Here is a 16,141-nt window from a genome sequence, read left to right on the forward strand (position 1 = left end):
AGCAGGCCCCCTTAGCTCAGTCGGCAGAGCGTCTCCATGGTAAGGAGAAGGTCTACGGTTCGATTCCGTAAGGGGGCTCAGAGGGTCCGGCTGGACCCGCCACGGCGGTGTAGCTCAGATGGCAGAGCAAGCGGCTCATAATCGCTGTGTCGCCGGTTCAAGTCCGGCCACCGCTACTCTCGTCCTCCGGGCCCAGCCCGGTGGCCGGTGGGACGGGCGCCACAGGCGCCCACTTTGCATGTCCGCGTCGTCAGCGCGTAGGCTGACACGCCGTAGTTGTTCCGTGAGCGAGGAAGGCACTCCGCCGTGGCGAAGGCGACCGATGTTCGGCCGAAGATCACTCTGGCGTGTGTGGAGTGCAAGGAGCGCAACTACATCACGCGTAAGAACCGCCGTAACGACCCGGACCGCATCGAGCTGAAGAAGTTCTGCCCCCGGGACGGCAAGCACACCGTCCACCGCGAGACCCGCTGACCGCTGCCGGCGCAGCCGGTTCGCAGCAGCTTCTCGAACGCCGATCCACCTGACGGGTGGCCTCCGGGCCGCCCGACCGGGCGGATCGGCGTTCGTGTTTTCCGTGTAGGTTCGGCGGCATGTCCCTGGACCCGTCCTTCGTCGGCCGGACGTACCCGCCGACCGCCCCCTATCAGGTGGGCCGAGAAAAGATCCGCGAGTTCGCCACCGCCGTCGGTGCCACCGACCCGGCCCACCACGACCCCGAGGCGGCCCGGGCGCTGGGCCACCGCGACGTGGTGGCACCCCCGACGTTCCCGGTGGTCGTCACGATGGCGGCGAACCGGCAGGTGGTCGAGGATCCGGCGCTCGGCGTCGACTACAGCCGTGTGGTGCACGGCGACCAGCGGTTCGCGTACACCCGGCCGGTGGTGGCCGGGGACGAGCTGGTGTGCGTGAACACCATCGAGGAGGTCACCACCCGGGGCGGGCACGGCTTCCTGACCACCCGCACGGACGTGAGCACCGTGGACGGTGAGCCGGTGGTCGCCGTCTGGTCCAAGATCGTCGTACGCGGAGAGGGCTGAGGACATGGAGCTGCCCACCCAGACGTACCGGGTGACCCGCGCGGACCTGGTCCGCTACGCGGGCGCCTCGGGCGACTTCAACCCGATCCACTGGAGCGACCGCACCGCCACCGGCGTGGGTCTGCCGGGCGTCATCGCCCACGGCATGTTCACCATGGCGCTGGTCGGCCGGGCGGTGGCCGGCTGGGCCGGCGCGCCGGACGCGGTGGTCGACTTCGGCGTCCGGTTCACCCGCCCGGTGGTCGTCCCGGACACCGACGAGGGCACCGAGATCGAGGTGTCGGCGGTGGTCAAGGAGGTCACCGATGCGGGCCTGACCAGGCTCGACATCACCGCCACCTGCCGGGGTGAGAAGGTGCTGTCGCAGGCTCGGGCTCTGATCCGCACGACGCGCTGAGGGTTCGCCCGACGCGCGAGGGGCAGACCGGTTGGGAAAGTCGCACGACTACCCGTACACTGGTCCGCCGTGGGGCAAGTGACCCCCGCTCGGCACAGCGTGTCCGGGTGGAGGTGAGTTGCCACACAGGGGTGTAGCTCAATTGGCAGAGCAGCGGTCTCCAAAACCGCAGGCTGCAGGTTCAAGTCCTGTCACCCCTGCGCCTCAGGCCTGACCGTTCCGTGGGTCGCGCCGCCCTCACCGGCGGCGTCCGGCCCGTGGTGGTGGCACCGGTGGGGTGGTTCCGAGGCGTTCGGGCCCTCCCGGCCGGTCCGCCGGCCGCGGCCCGTCGCGGGACGGTTGGTCCGGCCGGCGTGACCAACACGCCGCGCACGCCGCCCGGCGTGCGACCCCATACCCGCACGGAGGGCGAAGTGGCCGAGAGCAAGCGCCGCGGCGAGGACGACGGCGACGAGCGTCTGAACGACGACGCGACCGTCGACGACGTGGCCGACGACGACGCCACCGACGCGGACGAGCCGGTCGCCCGGGGTGGCACCGCGACCCGCAAGCGGGCGCAGGCCGAGCCGGCCGAGGGCCGGAAGACCCGCAAGGACACCGAGCGGATCGGGCTGTTCGCCCGCATCGCGCGGTTCTTCCGCGAGGTCGTGGCCGAGCTGCGTAAGGTCATCTGGCCGACCCGCAAGGAGCTGCTGACCTACACGGCCGTGGTGGTCACCTTCGTGGCGGTGATGCTGGCGATCGTGGCCGGCCTGGACTACGGCTTCGCCAAGGCGGTGCTGTGGGTCTTCGGCGAGTCCAGCTGACCTGCGGACAGCGATACTGACGGAAGTGAGCGAGCGTGCCTGAGTACGACGAGACCGCCGGAACCCCGGACGACCAGTCCACGGTGGCGACGGCGGCCAACAACGAGTCGGTCGAGGCCGCCAGCGAGCCGGAGTTCCCGACCACCGAGCCGGCCCCGGACGAGGACTTCGACCCGGTCGCCGAGCTGCGCCAGAAGCTGCGCTACGCGCCCGGCGACTGGTACGTGGTGCACTCGTACGCCGGCTACGAGAACAAGGTCAAGACCAACCTCGAGACCCGGATCACCTCCCTCGACATGGAGGACTTCATCTACCAGGTCGAGGTGCCGACCCGGGAAGAGGTCGAGGTCAAGAACGGCAAGCGGTCGCAGATCCAGGCGAAGGTCTTCCCGGGCTACATCCTGGTCCGGATGGAGCTGACCGCCGAGTCCTACTCCTGCGTCCGGAACACCCCGGGGGTCACCGGCTTCGTCGGCGCCACCGACCGGGCCGACCGGCCGGCGCCGCTGAGCCTCGACGAGGTTCTCAAGTGGCTGGCCCCGGCGGTCGAGACCGAGCAGAAGAAGGCCAAGCCCGAGGTCAAGGTCCTCGACTTCGAGGTCGGCGACTCGGTCACCGTCACCGACGGCGCGTTCGCGTCGCTGCCGGCGACGATCAGCGAGATCAACGCCGACCAGCAGAAGCTCAAGGTGCTGGTGTCGATCTTCGGCCGGGAGACGCCGGTCGAGCTGAACTTCAACCAGGTCGCCAAGATCTGACGTACGTCGGCACCGGCGGCCCGCCCCTCCGGGGGTGGCCGCCGGTGCGCCGTTTCGCCGCCCGCCGACCTCGGCGCGGAGGGTGGCCGACGGCTGCGCTACCCTAGAACGTCGGCTGTCCGCACCGTGCTGACCGTGCGCGCCCGCGGACCGGCGAGAATCCCAGTTCCAAGCCCCAGGAAGAGACATGCCTCCGAAGAAGAAGCTCGTCAAGACGTTCACGCTTCAGCTCCCGGCGGGCCAGGCCACCCCGGCGCCGCCGGTCGGCCCCGCGCTCGGCCAGCACGGCGTGAACATCATGGAGTTCTGCAAGTCCTACAACGCGCAGACCGAGTCCCAGCGGGGCGACATCGTCCCCGCCGAGATCAGCGTCTACGAGGACCGCACCTTCACCTTCGTGCTGAAGACCCCGCCCGCCGCCCGGCTGCTGATCAAGGCCGCCGGTGTGCAGAAGGGCTCGGGCGTCCCGCACAAGGAGAAGGTCGGCTCGGTCACCCGCGCCCAGCTGCGCGAGATCGCCGAGAAGAAGATGGCCGACCTCAACGCCAACGACATCGACCAGGCCGAGAAGATCATCGCCGGCACCGCCCGGTCGATGGGCCTGACCGTCGCCGACTGATCTCGCTCCACCGCCCCACCCGATCTTTCTGTTCGTGGGAGGGCCGCGCACGCCGCGCGCCCGCCAGAGACCACAGGAGTCACCAGAAATGCAGCGCAGCAAGAGCTACCGCAAGGCCGCCGAGGTCATCGACCGGTCGAAGCTCTACACCCCCGTCGAGGCCGTCAAGCTGGCCAAGGACACCACCAACACCAAGTTCGACGCCACGGTCGAGGTCGCGATGCGCCTCGGCGTCGACCCCCGCAAGGCGGACCAGATGGTCCGCGGCACGGTCAACCTGCCGCACGGCACCGGTAAGACCGCCCGCGTGATCGTCTTCGCCGCCGGCGCGAAGGCCGAGGAGGCCGTCGCCGCGGGTGCGGACGAGGTGGGCACCGACGAGCTGGTCGCCCGTATCCAGGGCGGTTGGCTGGACTTCGACGCGGCGATCGCCACGCCCGACCAGATGGCCAAGATCGGCCGGATCGCGCGGATCCTGGGCCCGCGCGGTCTGATGCCGAACCCGAAGACCGGCACCGTGACCATGGACGTCACCAAGGCCGTCTCGGACATCAAGGGCGGTAAGATCACCTTCCGGGTGGACAAGCACTCCAACCTGCACCTGATCATCGGCAAGGCCTCCTTCTCGGAGAACCAGCTGGTGGACAACTACGCCGCGGTGCTGGACGAGGTGCTGCGGGCCAAGCCGTCCGCGGCCAAGGGCACCTACCTCAAGAAGGTCACCCTCACCACCACGATGGGCCCGGGCGTCCCGGTCGACCCGAAGGTCGTGAAGAACTTCCAGGAGGGCTCGGCCGAGGGCTGAGCACGCGTACTCCCGGACGGGGCCCCGCCACCACGACGTGGCGGGGCCCCGTCCGTCTGTCCGGTGTGGCACGCTCGGGCGCATGCGGCTCGACGGCGTCTGGCTCCGCTACCACCGGCACGGCCCGTGGGTGCTGCGGCAGGTCGACGTAGCGATCGGCCCGGGTGAGGCGGCGGTGGTGCTCGGCCGCAACGGCGCCGGCAAGTCCACGTTGCTCCAGCTCGCCGCCGGGGTGCTGCGCCCGAGCCGGGGCCGGGTCACCGACCGGCCGCCGGTCGTCGGCTGGGTGCCGGAGCGCTTCCCCGCCGACCAGCCGTTCACCGTCGGGGCCTACCTGTCCGCGATGGGCCGCGTCGCCGGCCTGCCCGGTCCCGCCGCCGACCGGGCGGTGCGCCACTGGGTGGAGCGGCTGGGCCTGACCCGCTTCCACGACGTACGCCTGCCGCGGTTGTCCAAGGGCACCGCGCAGAAGGTCGGCCTGGCGCAGGCACTGCTGCGGCCGCCCGGCCTGCTGGTGCTCGACGAGCCCTGGGAGGGGCTGGACGCCACCGCCCGCGAGGCGGTCCCCGAGATCATCGGCGAGGTGCTGGCCGGCGGCGGCGCGGTGCTGGTCAGCGACCACCGGGGCGAGACGGTCCGGCTCCCGGGTGCCCGGCACCTGTCGGTCACCGACGGCACGGTGACCGAGGAGGCGTCGTCGGGCGGCGCGGCCGTCGCCGTGGTCGAGCTGGCGGTGCCGGCCGCCGGGCTGGCCGCCGCCGTCGCCCGCCTGCGCGCCGACGGCCACCAGATCCTTCGGGTACGCGAACCCGCCGTCCCGCCCCCGGCCACGCACCCGGTGCCGGCCTCCGCCGGCCCGTCGGGCACCGGCGGATCGGCCGGCGCGTCCGCCGCCGGTTCCCCGGACCAGGCCGCTGCCGAGGGGGACTCTGCCCGGCCCGGGCCGGCGCCGGAGGTGACCAGGTGATCGCGCTGGTCCGGCTGCGGCTGGCCGGCTTCGTGCGTACCGGACGGGCGCTGGCGCCGGTGCTGGCCGGCCTGCTCGTCCTCGGCGTCCTCTACGGCGGTGGCCGGGCCCGGCCGGCGGAGGCCTACGGCGTCTCCGCCGTGGTGCTGTTCCCGGTGCTGGCCTGGCAGACCAAGATCCTGCTGAACGTGGAACCCGACGTGCAGCGCCGGATCGCCCGGGTGGTGGCCGGCCCGGCCCGGGAACGGGCGGCCGGGCTGCTCGCGGCGCTGGTGGCGGGGCTCGCCGTGGTGCTGCTCGCGCTGGCGCTGCCGTGGCCGCTGGGCGGTGTCACCGCTGCCGTCGGGCCGGGGGAGCGGCCGGTGCTCGCCGGGGTGGCCCTGGGGCTCTGGGCGCACCTGCTCGCGCTGCCGGCGGCGGTGGCGCTCGGCGCGCTCGCCAGCCGGGCGGTGACGCGCAGCGCCGGCTACGGGGTCGCGGTGCTGGTCACCGGCGCGGTCGGGGTCGTGGTGCTCGGGCTCTCCGGCTCGGTAGTGCCGTGGCTGGCCCCGCCGGTGATGGCGACCGCGCGGGCGCTCACCGGGCCGGTCGCGGCCGGCGAGGGTCTGCTGCTCACCGGCTGGGCGGCGCTCTGGGCGGCGGTGGCGCTGACCGGCTACGCCTGGGCGCGGCGTACCCGGGCCTGAGCGATGGGTGACCGGGAGCACCCGGCGCGATTTGGTGCTGCGGCGTACGTCGCGTAACCTGGTGCGGTAGTTCCACCCAAAGACCGCTGGTCACCGTGCTCCGGCACGGTCGAAGGTCCCGCGACGACGGGCGACCCGCGCAGGGCGGTAAGCGAAACTCGGTGTCACCCACGGTCCGCCGACTGTGTCAGTGTCCCGGCCCTCGCCCCGTGCGCCCTGCGCCGGGGCTTTTTCGTTGTCGTGATGCCTCCGCCGCCGTCGTCGAGCCTCGGCTCGCCGCCGGCGTACCAGCTCCGAGCAACGAGAGAGGAGGGACATGGCGGACAAGCCGATCCGGGCCGACAAGGCCACGGCCGTCGCCGAGCTGACCGAGAGCTTCCGCAACGCGGGAGCGACCGTGCTGACCGAGTACCGCGGGCTCACGGTTTCGCAGCTCACCCAGCTGCGGCGCTCGCTCGGCAAGGAGACCAGCTACACGGTCGCGAAGAACACGCTGGCAAAGCGTGCCGCGGCCGATGCGGGCATCTCCGGGCTCGACGAGCTGTTCTCCGGTCCTACCGCGCTGACTTTCGTTTCGGGCGACGTCGTCGAGGCGGCGAAGGGGCTTCGCGACTTCGCGAAGGCCAACCCGAAGCTCGTCATCAAGGGCGGTGTCTTCGAGGGCAAGGCCATTTCCGCGGCCGAGGTCACGAAGCTCGCCGACCTGGAGTCCCGCGAGGTGCTGCTGGCCAAGCTGGCCGGCGCCATGAAGGGCAACCTGAGCAAGGCCGCGGCCCTGTTCCAGGCTCCGCTCGCCAAGACCGCGCGTCTGGCGGCCGCCCTGCAGGACAAGCGCGAGAAGGAGGGCGCCGAGGCGGCCTGAGGCCACCCGGCGCACCCACGTTCTTAGTTTTCATTGCGAGAAAGGACGCCAGACATGGCGAAGCTCAGCACCGACGAGCTGCTCGACGCGTTCAAGGAGATGACGCTGATCGAGCTCTCCGAGTTCGTGAAGCAGTTCGAGGAGACCTTCGAGGTCACCGCCGCCGCTCCGGTCGCCATGGCCGGCCCGGCCGGTCCGGGTGCCCCGGCCGCCGAGGCCGAGCCGGAGAAGGACGAGTTCGACGTCATCCTCGACGCCGACGGTGGCAAGAAGATCCAGGTCATCAAGGTCGTGCGCGAGCTGACCGGCCTGGGCCTCAAGGAGGCCAAGGACCTGGTCGAGGCCGCTCCGAAGGCCGTCCTGGAGAAGGCCAACAAGGAGACCGCCGAGAAGGCCAAGGCCAAGCTCGAGGGCGAGGGCGCCAAGGTCACCCTCAAGTGACCTTGCTCCACCTGACGCGCGTCCGGCTCACGTGAGCCGGGGCACATCGCGTCGCGGCGGGCGGTGATCCGGGAGACCGGGTCACCGCCCGCCGTGTTGGTGCCACCCGACGGCGAACGGCGTGAGCAGGGCGTACAGCGTCCTCTCATCGGCCGGTCAGCGACGTCTGTCGGTAGCCCGTCGGTGGGAAAGACACCCCGAGCGGTAACCGGCCCTTGACGCGGCACCGGCCTGCCAGGCACGCTGAACATCAGCAAGACCTTCCGCGCTTGCAACGGCCGCCTCTCGGGTAAGGGCAACGGCAGCACCGCCGCCGCGGCTCCCGAGCGGACCGGCAGGAGCGTCGCGTTCCGAGCGGCCCGGTCGACCCGGTTTTCCGAGGTCCCAGGGCATGTTCCGCGACGACCTGCGGGGTGGGCTGGACAGCGGTTAGCCTCTCGGCTACACTGCTAGTTTGCGCTGCCTTCCGACTTGACCCCTGCTCGGAAATGTCCGATTGTGGATATTTCTGGTGGGGTCATTGGAGTGCACGCGTACCAGCCGTTCTGCAGCACCGGTCCTCGGAAGGACGCATCTTGGCAGCTTCCCGCCCTGCGAAGACCAGTCGTACGTCGAGCGCATTCGCGCCCCGCCGAGTTTCTTTCGGTCGGATCACCGAACACCTCGAGGTCCCCAACCTCCTCGCCATCCAGAACGAGTCCTTCGACTGGCTCGTCGGCAACGAGGCTTGGCAGGGCCGGTCGGCGGACGACCCGCACGCACGCTCGGGTCTCGCGGAGATCCTCGACGAGATCAGTCCCATTGAGGACTTCTCCGGCACCATGTCGCTCTCCTTCTCGGCTCCGCGCTTCGACGAGGTCAAGGCCTCGATCGAGGAGTGCAAGGAGAAGGACCTGACCTACTGCGCGCCGCTGTTCGTGACCGCGGAGTTCACCAACAACACCACTGGCGAGATCAAGAGCCAGACGGTGTTCATGGGTGACTTCCCGATGATGACGCCGAAGGGCACCTTCATCATCAACGGCACCGAGCGCGTCGTGGTCAGCCAGCTCGTCCGCTCGCCGGGCGTGTACTTCGACAAGCAGCCGGACAAGACCTCCGACCGCGACCTCTCCAGCGTCAAGGTCATCCCGAGCCGGGGTGCCTGGCTGGAGTTCGACATCGACAAGCGCGACACGGTCGGCGTTCGCATCGACCGCAAGCGCCGCCAGGCCGTCACCGTCCTGCTCAAGGCCATCGGGTGGTCCGCCGAGCGCATCCGTGAGAAGTTCGGCTGGTCCGAGCTCATGATGACCACGCTCGAGAAGGACCACATCGCCGGCCAGGACGAGGCCCTGCTCGACATCTACCGGAAGCTCCGCCCTGGCGAGCCGCCGACCCGTGAGAACGCCCAGACCCTGCTCGACAACCTCTTCTTCAACCCGAAGCGGTACGACGTCGCCAAGGTCGGGCGCTACAAGTTCAACAAGAAGCTCGAGCTGGACGTGCCGATCACCACCGGCACGCTCACCGAGGACGACATCGTCGCCACCGTGGAATACCTCTGCCGGCTGCACGCCGGTGAGGAGGGCTACGAGGCCGACGACATCGACCACTTCGGCAACCGTCGCCTGCGTACCGTGGGCGAGCTGATCCAGAACCAGGTCCGGGTGGGTCTCTCCCGGATGGAGCGGGTCGTCCGCGAGCGGATGACCACCCAGGACGTCGAGGCGATCACGCCGCAGACCCTGATCAACATCCGCCCGGTGGTGGCGGCGATCAAGGAGTTCTTCGGTACGTCGCAGCTGTCCCAGTTCATGGACCAGACCAACCCGCTGGCGGGCCTGACCCACCGGCGCCGGCTGAGCGCGCTCGGCCCGGGTGGTCTGTCCCGCGAGCGGGCCGGCTTCGAGGTCCGCGACGTGCACCCGTCCCACTACGGCCGGATGTGCCCGATCGAGACGCCGGAAGGCCCGAACATCGGCCTGATCGGCGCCCTGTCCACGTTCGCCCGGGTCAACCCGTTCGGCTTCATCGAGACGCCGTACCGGAAGGTCATCGACGGCCGGGTCACCGACCAGATCGACTACCTGACCGCGGACGAGGAGGACCGGTTCGTCAAGGCGCAGGCGAACGCCCCGCTGAAGTCGGACGGCACCTTCGCCGAGGACCGCGTCCTGGTCCGCCGTAAGGGCGGCGAGACCGAGGACGTCGCGCCGGGCGCCGTGGACTACATGGACGTGTCGCCGCGGCAGATGACCTCGGTCGCCACCGCGATGATCCCGTTCCTTGAGCACGACGACGCCAACCGCGCGCTCATGGGCGCGAACATGCAGCGTCAGGCGGTGCCGCTGGTCAAGGCCGAGGCCCCGCTGGTCGGTACGGGCATGGAGTACCGCGCCGCGGTCGACGCCGGTGACGTCGTCGTCGCCGAGGTCGGCGGTGTGGTCGAGGACCTGTGCGCGGACTACATCACCGTCCACCAGGACGACGGCCACCGCCGGACGTACCTGCTGCACAAGTTCCGCCGCTCCAACGCCGGCTCCTGCGTCAACCAGAAGCCGGTCGTCTTCGAGGGCGACCGCGTCGAGGCCGGTCAGGTCATCGCCGACGGTCCGTGCACCGACGAGGGCGAGATGGCGCTCGGACGCAACCTGCTGGTGGCGTTCATGTGCTGGGAGGGCCACAACTACGAGGACGCGATCATCCTGTCGCAGCGCCTCGTGCAGCAGGACGTGCTCACCTCGATCCACATCGAGGAGCACGAGGTCGACGCCCGGGACACCAAGCTCGGCCCGGAGGAGATCACCCGCGACATCCCGAACGTCAGCGAGGAGATGCTCGCGGACCTCGACGAGCGCGGCATCATCCGGATCGGCGCCGAGGTCGTCCCCGGTGACATCCTGGTCGGCAAGGTCACTCCGAAGGGTGAGACCGAGCTGACCCCCGAGGAGCGGCTGCTCCGCGCGATCTTCGGCGAGAAGGCGCGCGAGGTCCGGGACACCTCGCTGAAGGTGCCGCACGGCGAGACCGGCACGGTCATCGGTGTGCGTACCTTCTCCCGCGAGGACGGCGACGAGCTGCCCCCGGGCGTGAACGAGCTGGTCCGGGTCTACGTGGCCCAGAAGCGCAAGATCCAGGACGGTGACAAGCTCGCGGGCCGCCACGGCAACAAGGGCGTCATCTCCAAGATCCTGCCGATCGAGGACATGCCGTTCCTGGAGGACGGGACCCCGGTCGACATCGTGCTGAACCCGCTCGGTGTGCCGTCCCGGATGAACATCGGCCAGGTCCTGGAGACCCACCTCGGGTGGGTGGCCAAGACCGGCTGGAGCGTGGACGGCGACGACGCCGAGTGGAAGCGCCAGCTCCGCTCGATCAACGCGCACGAGTCCGAGCCGGACACCAACGTGGCCACTCCGGTCTTCGACGGTGCCCGCGAGGAGGAGATCTCCGGTCTGCTGGCGTCGACCCTGCCCAACCGGGACGGCAACCAGCTCATCGGGGGCAGCGGCAAGGCGCAGCTGTTCGACGGTCGTTCCGGCGAGCCGCTGCCCGACCCGATCGCGGTCGGCTACGTCTACATCCTGAAGCTCAACCACCTGGTCGACGACAAGATCCACGCCCGGTCGACCGGCCCGTACTCGATGATCACGCAGCAGCCGCTGGGTGGTAAGGCGCAGTTCGGTGGCCAGCGCTTCGGTGAGATGGAGTGCTGGGCCATGCAGGCGTACGGCGCCGCCTACGCCCTGCAGGAGCTGCTGACCATCAAGTCCGACGACGTCCTGGGCCGGGTCAAGGTCTACGAGGCGATCGTCAAGGGCGAGAACATCCCCGAGCCGGGCATCCCGGAGTCGTTCAAGGTGCTGCTCAAGGAGCTGCAGTCGCTGTGCCTCAACGTCGAGGTGCTCTCCAGCGACGGTGTGGCCCTGGAGATGCGCGAGACCGACGACGAGGTGTTCCGGGCGGCGGAGGAGCTGGGCATCGACCTGTCCCGGCGCGAGCCGAGCTCGGTCGAAGAGGTCTGAGGTGGTGATCCGGGGCAGGGTGACCCTGCCCCGGATCCCACTCGTTAGCTAGCAGTACAGACGACGACATAGGGGACATAGTGCTCGACGTCAACTTCTTCGACGAGCTGCGCATCGGCCTCGCCACCGCTGACGACATCCGTCAGTGGTCCCACGGCGAGGTCAAGAAGCCCGAGACCATCAACTACCGCACCCTCAAGCCGGAGAAGGACGGGCTCTTCTGCGAGAAGATCTTCGGTCCGCAGCGGGACTGGGAGTGCTACTGCGGTAAGTACAAGCGGGTCCGCTTCAAGGGCATCATCTGCGAGCGCTGCGGCGTCGAGGTGACCCGCTCCAAGGTTCGCCGGGAGCGGATGGGTCACATCGAGCTGGCCGCTCCGGTGACCCACATCTGGTACTTCAAGGGCGTGCCGAGCCGGCTGGGCTACCTGCTGGACCTCGCCCCCAAGGACCTTGAGAAGATCATCTACTTCGCCTCGTACGTCGTGACGAGCGTGGACGCCGAAGCGCGTCACCGCGACCTCTCGACCATCGAGAACGAGATCCTGGCCGAGAAGCGGCAGGCCGAGAACAGCCGCGACTCGGAGATCGAGAAGCGGGCCGCCAAGCTGGAGGCCGACCTGGCCGAGCTGGAGGCCGAGGGCGCGAAGGCGGACGTCCGGCGCAAGGTCAAGGAGGGCGGAGAGCGCGAGATGCGCCAGATCCGCGACCGGGCCCAGCGCGAGATCGACCGCCTCGACGAGGTCCTCGACACCTTCCGCAAGCTGGAGCCGAAGCAGCTGGTCACCGACGAGCTGCTCTACCGCGAGCTGCGCGACCGCTTCGGTGAGTACTTCACCGGCAGCATGGGCGCCGAGGCGATCAAGGCCCTGGTCCAGAACATGGACCTGGAGGCCGAGGCGGAGAACCTGCGCGAGACCATCCGCTCCGGCAAGGGCCAGCGGAAGATCCGGGCGCTCAAGCGGCTCAAGGTCGTCGCGGCGTTCCAGAACACCCGCAACTCGCCGCTCGGCATGGTGCTGGACTGCGTCCCGGTCATCCCGCCGGACCTGCGCCCGATGGTGCAGCTCGACGGTGGCCGCTTCGCGACCTCCGACCTGAACGACCTGTACCGGCGTGTGATCAACCGGAACAACCGCCTCAAGCGGCTGATCGACCTCGGCGCGCCCGAGATCATCGTCAACAACGAGAAGCGGATGCTCCAGGAGGCCGTCGACGCGCTGTTCGACAACGGCCGTCGTGGTCGTCCGGTCACCGGCCCGGGTAACCGGCCGCTGAAGTCGCTGTCCGACATGCTCAAGGGCAAGCAGGGCCGGTTCCGCCAGAACCTGCTGGGCAAGCGCGTCGACTACTCCGGCCGTTCGGTCATCGTGGTCGGCCCGAAGCTCAAGCTGCACCAGTGCGGCCTGCCCAAGCAGATGGCGCTGGAGCTGTTCAAGCCGTTCGTGATGAAGCGGCTGGTCGACCTCAACCACGCGCAGAACATCAAGTCCGCCAAGCGGATGGTCGAGCGGCAGCGGCCGGTCGTGTGGGACGTGCTGGAAGAGGTCATCGGCGAGCACCCCGTGCTGCTGAACCGCGCGCCGACCCTGCACCGTCTGGGCATCCAGGCCTTCGAGCCGCAGCTGGTCGAGGGCAAGGCCATCCAGATCCACCCGCTGGTCTGCACCGCGTTCAACGCCGACTTCGACGGTGACCAGATGGCGGTCCACGTGCCGCTGTCCGCCGAGGCCCAGGCCGAGGCGCGGATCCTGATGCTGTCGTCGAACAACATCCTCAAGCCGGCCGACGGCAAGCCGGTCACCATGCCCACCCAGGACATGGTCATCGGTCTCTACCACCTGACCCACCTCACTGCGGGTGGCAAGGGCGAGGGCCGGGCGTTCAGCTCGGACGCCGAGGCGCGGATGGCGTACGACAACGGCGAGCTGCACCTGCAGGCTCCGGTCCGGATCCGGCTGCGCGACGTGGTCGGTGTGGACAACGGCGCCGGCGCCGAGCCGTGGACCGCCCCCGAGGGATGGACCGAGGGCGAGCCGGTGACCGTGGAGACCACGCTGGGCCGGGTCCTGTTCAACGAGACGCTGCCCCCGGGCTACCGCTTCGTGAACTACGAGATCCGCAAGGGCCAGCTCTCCGCGATCGTCAACGACCTCGCCGAGCGCTTCCCGAAGGTGGCCCTGGCGGCCACCCTGGACGGGCTCAAGGAGGCCGGTTTCCACTGGGCCACCTGGTCCGGCGTCACCATCGGCATGGAGGACGTCATCGCTCCGCCGCGCAAGCGGGAGATCCTGGAGCGGTACGAGAAGGAAGCCGACCGGATCGACAAGCAGTACCAGCGTGGTCTGATGACCGCCGAGGAGCGTCGCGGCGAGCTCATCGAGATCTGGACCAAGGCGACCAACGAGGTCGCCAAGGAGATGGACACCGCGCTGCCGCAGGAGAACCCGCTGTGGAAGATGATCAACTCGGGTGCCCGCGGTAACCTGCTCCAGCTCCGGCAGATCGCGGCGATCCGTGGTCTGGTGGCCAACCCGAAGGGCGAGATCATCCCGCGGCCGATCAAGGCCAGCTACCGGGAGGGTCTGTCCGTGCTGGAGTACTTCATCTCCACGCACGGTGCCCGTAAGGGTCTCGCGGACACCGCCCTGCGTACCGCCGACTCGGGTTACCTGACCCGGCGTCTGGTGGACGTCTCGCAGGACGTCATCATCCGCGAGGAGGACTGCGGCACCGACCGTGCCATCCCGATGCAGATCGGTGAGCGCATCGACGGCAAGCTGGTCGTGCACGAGCACGCCGAGACCAGCGTGCACGCCCGGACGCTCGCCGACGACATCAAGGGCCCGGACGGCACCGTGGTGGCCCACCGCGGCCAGGACATCAACTCCATCGGGGTCGACGCGATCGTCGCCGCCGGCGTGGAGACGGTGCGGGTGCGCAGCGTGCTCACCTGCGAGTCGAAGCTGGGTGTCTGCGGTGCGTGCTACGGCCGCTCGCTGCCGACCGGCAAGACCGTGGACGTCGGCGAGGCGGTCGGCATCATCGCCGCCCAGTCGATCGGTGAGCCGGGTACGCAGCTGACGATGCGTACCTTCCACACCGGTGGTGTCGCGGGTGAGGACATCACCCAGGGTCTGCCCCGTGTCCAGGAGATCTTCGAGGCCCGGGTGCCGAAGGGTAAGGCGCCCATCGCCGACACCCCGGGTCGCATCCGGATCGAGGACGGCGAGCGGTCCCGCAAGATCGTGGTCATCCCGGACGACGGCAGCGACGAGATCGTCTACGACAAGATCTCGAAGCGGGTCCGGCTCCGGGCGCACGACGGCGACCACGTCGAGGTCGGCGAGAAGCTCACCGAGGGCACCATCGACCCGCACGAGCTGCTGCGCATCCTCGGCCCGCGCGCGGTCCAGGTCCACCTGACCCAGGAGGTCCAGGAGGTCTACCGCTCGCAGGGTGTGCTCATCCACGACAAGCACATCGAGATCATCATCCGCCAGATGCTCAAGCGGGTGACGGTGATCGACTCCGGCTCGACCGAGTTCCTGCCGGGTGTGCTGGTCGACCGGGCGCTGTTCGAGTCGGAGAACCGCCGGCTCGTCGGCGAGGGTGGCGAGCCCGCCGCCGGTCGCCCGGTGCTGATGGGTATCACCAAGGCCTCGCTGGCCACTGACTCCTGGCTGTCGGCGGCCTCCTTCCAGGAGACCACCCGGGTGCTGACGGACGCGGCGATCCACGCCCGCAGCGACTCGCTGATCGGCCTCAAGGAGAACGTGATCATCGGTAAGCTCATCCCGGCCGGTACGGGCATCAGCAAGTACCGCAACGTCCGGGTCGAGCCGACCGAGGAGGCGAAGGCCAAGGTCTACTCGATGACCGGCTACCCGGAGACCGACTACGGCTTCGGGCCGGCCAGCGGCCAGGCGGTTCCGCTGGACGACTTCGACTTCGGGTCGTACCGCTAAGCAGTAGGCAACGACGAGGCCCCCGGCATCCGCCGGGGGCCTCGTCGCGTCCGGAGTGCCGGGACCGGGGGACCGGATCCGGGGCATGATGGAGGCATGACGACCGTGCCCGGGCAGGCGCCCGTCGTGCCGCAGGCGTACCGCCATCCGTACGATCCGGAACCGGTCCGCTCCACGAAGGCCCGCGCCGTCTTCGCGCTCGGGCTGATCGGCGCGCTCACCGGCTTCTTCATCGGCGGGGCGGTGCCGGCCACCATCGCGCTCGTGCTCGCCCGGCAGGCCCGCCGGGAGGCGTACGCGTCGGGTGGTTATCTCACCGGCGCGGACTGGCTGCGGCGCGGCGAGCAGATGGCGCGGACCGGTCTGGTGCTGACCGCCGCCGCGGTGGTCGCGGCGGTGGTGATCGGTGTGGTCCGGGCCGCGGACGCGTCGTTCGGCCACGACTTCGCGCCGAACTTCGACTGACCCGGTGGGGGAGCGGGCCCGCGCCCGCCCGCCCCGCAATGATCGGCGGCGGTAGCCTGGCCGGTGTCCGCCGCGCGGCGGGCGTGTGGACAGGAGGACCCCGTGACGGAACCGGCCGCGCCGGGAGGCGACCCGACCCGCCCCGGGCCGTACCCGCCGGGTCCCGCGTCCGCGCCGGCGCACGGGCCGTACCCGGGGGGTCCACCGGCGCACGGGCCGGCGTTCGGGGCGTACCCGGGGAGTCAGCCGGCGCACGGCGGCGGGTGGCCGGCGCCGGGGAGTGCGCCCGGCCACGGTGGCTGGGGCCCGCACGGCGGGCC

Annotated in this window: 14 protein-coding genes and 3 tRNA genes; all 17 read left to right on the plus strand. The window is 70.0% G+C overall.

Annotated features, from left to right (window positions below; all coding sequences use genetic code 11):
• Positions 1-5 precede the first annotated feature (5 nt).
• The 17 genes from AC2CHG_RS08980 (at position 6) to AC2CHG_RS09060 (ending at position 15,821) form a co-directional block, all read left to right on the plus strand.
• Positions 6-78, plus strand: a tRNA-Thr gene (locus AC2CHG_RS08980).
• A gap of 25 nt (positions 79-103) precedes the next feature.
• A tRNA-Met gene (locus AC2CHG_RS08985) sits at positions 104-176 on the plus strand.
• A 130-nt stretch (positions 177-306) separates the two neighbouring features.
• Positions 307-474 carry a 50S ribosomal protein L33 gene (gene rpmG, locus AC2CHG_RS08990; RefSeq protein WP_013288652.1) on the plus strand — a complete coding sequence of 56 codons (168 nt, stop codon included), beginning with the start codon at positions 307-309 and terminating at the stop codon, positions 472-474.
• 119 nt (positions 475-593) lie between these two features.
• A complete protein-coding gene (locus AC2CHG_RS08995) occupies positions 594-1,040 on the plus strand; it encodes a MaoC family dehydratase N-terminal domain-containing protein (RefSeq protein ID WP_194801432.1) in 447 nt (148 codons plus the stop codon).
• Positions 1,041-1,044: 4 nt separating this feature from the next.
• Positions 1,045-1,437: a MaoC family dehydratase gene (locus tag AC2CHG_RS09000; protein ID WP_194801431.1), complete on the plus strand. Its 393-nt coding sequence runs from the start codon at positions 1,045-1,047 to the stop codon at positions 1,435-1,437.
• 127 nt (positions 1,438-1,564) lie between these two features.
• Positions 1,565-1,637: transfer RNA gene (locus AC2CHG_RS09005), tRNA-Trp, on the plus strand.
• 213 nt (positions 1,638-1,850) lie between these two features.
• Positions 1,851-2,243, plus strand: a complete 393-nt coding sequence (secE, locus tag AC2CHG_RS09010) for a preprotein translocase subunit SecE (RefSeq protein WP_013288649.1) — start codon at positions 1,851-1,853, stop codon at positions 2,241-2,243.
• Between the two features lie 35 nt (positions 2,244-2,278).
• The gene (gene nusG, locus AC2CHG_RS09015) at positions 2,279-3,001 is read left to right on the plus strand and encodes a transcription termination/antitermination protein NusG (protein WP_194801430.1); all 723 of its coding nucleotides are present in this window, start codon (positions 2,279-2,281) and stop codon (positions 2,999-3,001) included.
• Positions 3,002-3,188: 187 nt separating this feature from the next.
• On the plus strand, positions 3,189-3,620 hold the full coding sequence (gene rplK, locus AC2CHG_RS09020; RefSeq protein WP_013288647.1) for a 50S ribosomal protein L11: 432 nt from the start codon (positions 3,189-3,191) through the stop codon (positions 3,618-3,620).
• A gap of 88 nt (positions 3,621-3,708) precedes the next feature.
• Positions 3,709-4,425, plus strand: coding sequence for a 50S ribosomal protein L1 (gene rplA, locus AC2CHG_RS09025; RefSeq protein ID WP_135242081.1), 717 nt, complete (start codon positions 3,709-3,711; stop codon positions 4,423-4,425).
• Between the two features lie 82 nt (positions 4,426-4,507).
• Complete coding sequence (locus AC2CHG_RS09030) at positions 4,508-5,392, plus strand: ABC transporter ATP-binding protein (protein WP_262013097.1); 885 nt, start codon at positions 4,508-4,510, stop codon at positions 5,390-5,392.
• Positions 5,389-6,078, plus strand: a complete 690-nt coding sequence (locus AC2CHG_RS09035) for a hypothetical protein (protein WP_262013096.1) — start codon at positions 5,389-5,391, stop codon at positions 6,076-6,078. Before AC2CHG_RS09030 ends, AC2CHG_RS09035 begins: the two co-directional genes overlap by 4 nt.
• Before the next feature lie 316 nt (positions 6,079-6,394).
• Positions 6,395-6,940, plus strand: coding sequence for a 50S ribosomal protein L10 (rplJ, locus tag AC2CHG_RS09040; protein ID WP_018784544.1), 546 nt, complete (start codon positions 6,395-6,397; stop codon positions 6,938-6,940).
• Positions 6,941-6,994: 54 nt separating this feature from the next.
• Complete coding sequence (gene rplL / locus AC2CHG_RS09045) at positions 6,995-7,381, plus strand: 50S ribosomal protein L7/L12 (RefSeq protein WP_018784545.1); 387 nt, start codon at positions 6,995-6,997, stop codon at positions 7,379-7,381.
• Between the two features lie 575 nt (positions 7,382-7,956).
• Positions 7,957-11,388, plus strand: a complete 3,432-nt coding sequence (rpoB, locus tag AC2CHG_RS09050; protein WP_013288641.1) for a DNA-directed RNA polymerase subunit beta — start codon at positions 7,957-7,959, stop codon at positions 11,386-11,388.
• A gap of 80 nt (positions 11,389-11,468) precedes the next feature.
• Positions 11,469-15,356, plus strand: a complete 3,888-nt coding sequence (locus AC2CHG_RS09055; RefSeq protein WP_262013094.1) for a DNA-directed RNA polymerase subunit beta' — start codon at positions 11,469-11,471, stop codon at positions 15,354-15,356.
• 96 nt (positions 15,357-15,452) lie between these two features.
• A complete protein-coding gene (locus tag AC2CHG_RS09060) occupies positions 15,453-15,821 on the plus strand; it encodes a hypothetical protein (protein ID WP_366622003.1) in 369 nt (122 codons plus the stop codon).
• The last annotated feature ends 320 nt before the right edge of the window (positions 15,822-16,141 follow it).

The sequence above is a fragment of the Micromonospora sp. ATLC20 genome (genome assembly GCF_057196585.1).

Coding starts and splice junctions, on each gene's coding strand:
- AC2CHG_RS08995 (WP_194801432.1), top strand. CDS start 594: ATGTCCCTGGACCCGTCCTTCGTCGGCCGGACGTACCCGCCGACCGCC.
- AC2CHG_RS09000 (WP_194801431.1), top strand. CDS start 1,045: ATGGAGCTGCCCACCCAGACGTACCGGGTGACCCGCGCGGACCTGGTC.
- rplK (WP_013288647.1), top strand. CDS start 3,189: ATGCCTCCGAAGAAGAAGCTCGTCAAGACGTTCACGCTTCAGCTCCCG.
- rplA (WP_135242081.1), top strand. CDS start 3,709: ATGCAGCGCAGCAAGAGCTACCGCAAGGCCGCCGAGGTCATCGACCGG.
- AC2CHG_RS09030 (WP_262013097.1), top strand. CDS start 4,508: ATGCGGCTCGACGGCGTCTGGCTCCGCTACCACCGGCACGGCCCGTGG.
- rplJ (WP_018784544.1), top strand. CDS start 6,395: ATGGCGGACAAGCCGATCCGGGCCGACAAGGCCACGGCCGTCGCCGAG.
- rplL (WP_018784545.1), top strand. CDS start 6,995: ATGGCGAAGCTCAGCACCGACGAGCTGCTCGACGCGTTCAAGGAGATG.
- AC2CHG_RS09060 (WP_366622003.1), top strand. CDS start 15,453: ATGACGACCGTGCCCGGGCAGGCGCCCGTCGTGCCGCAGGCGTACCGC.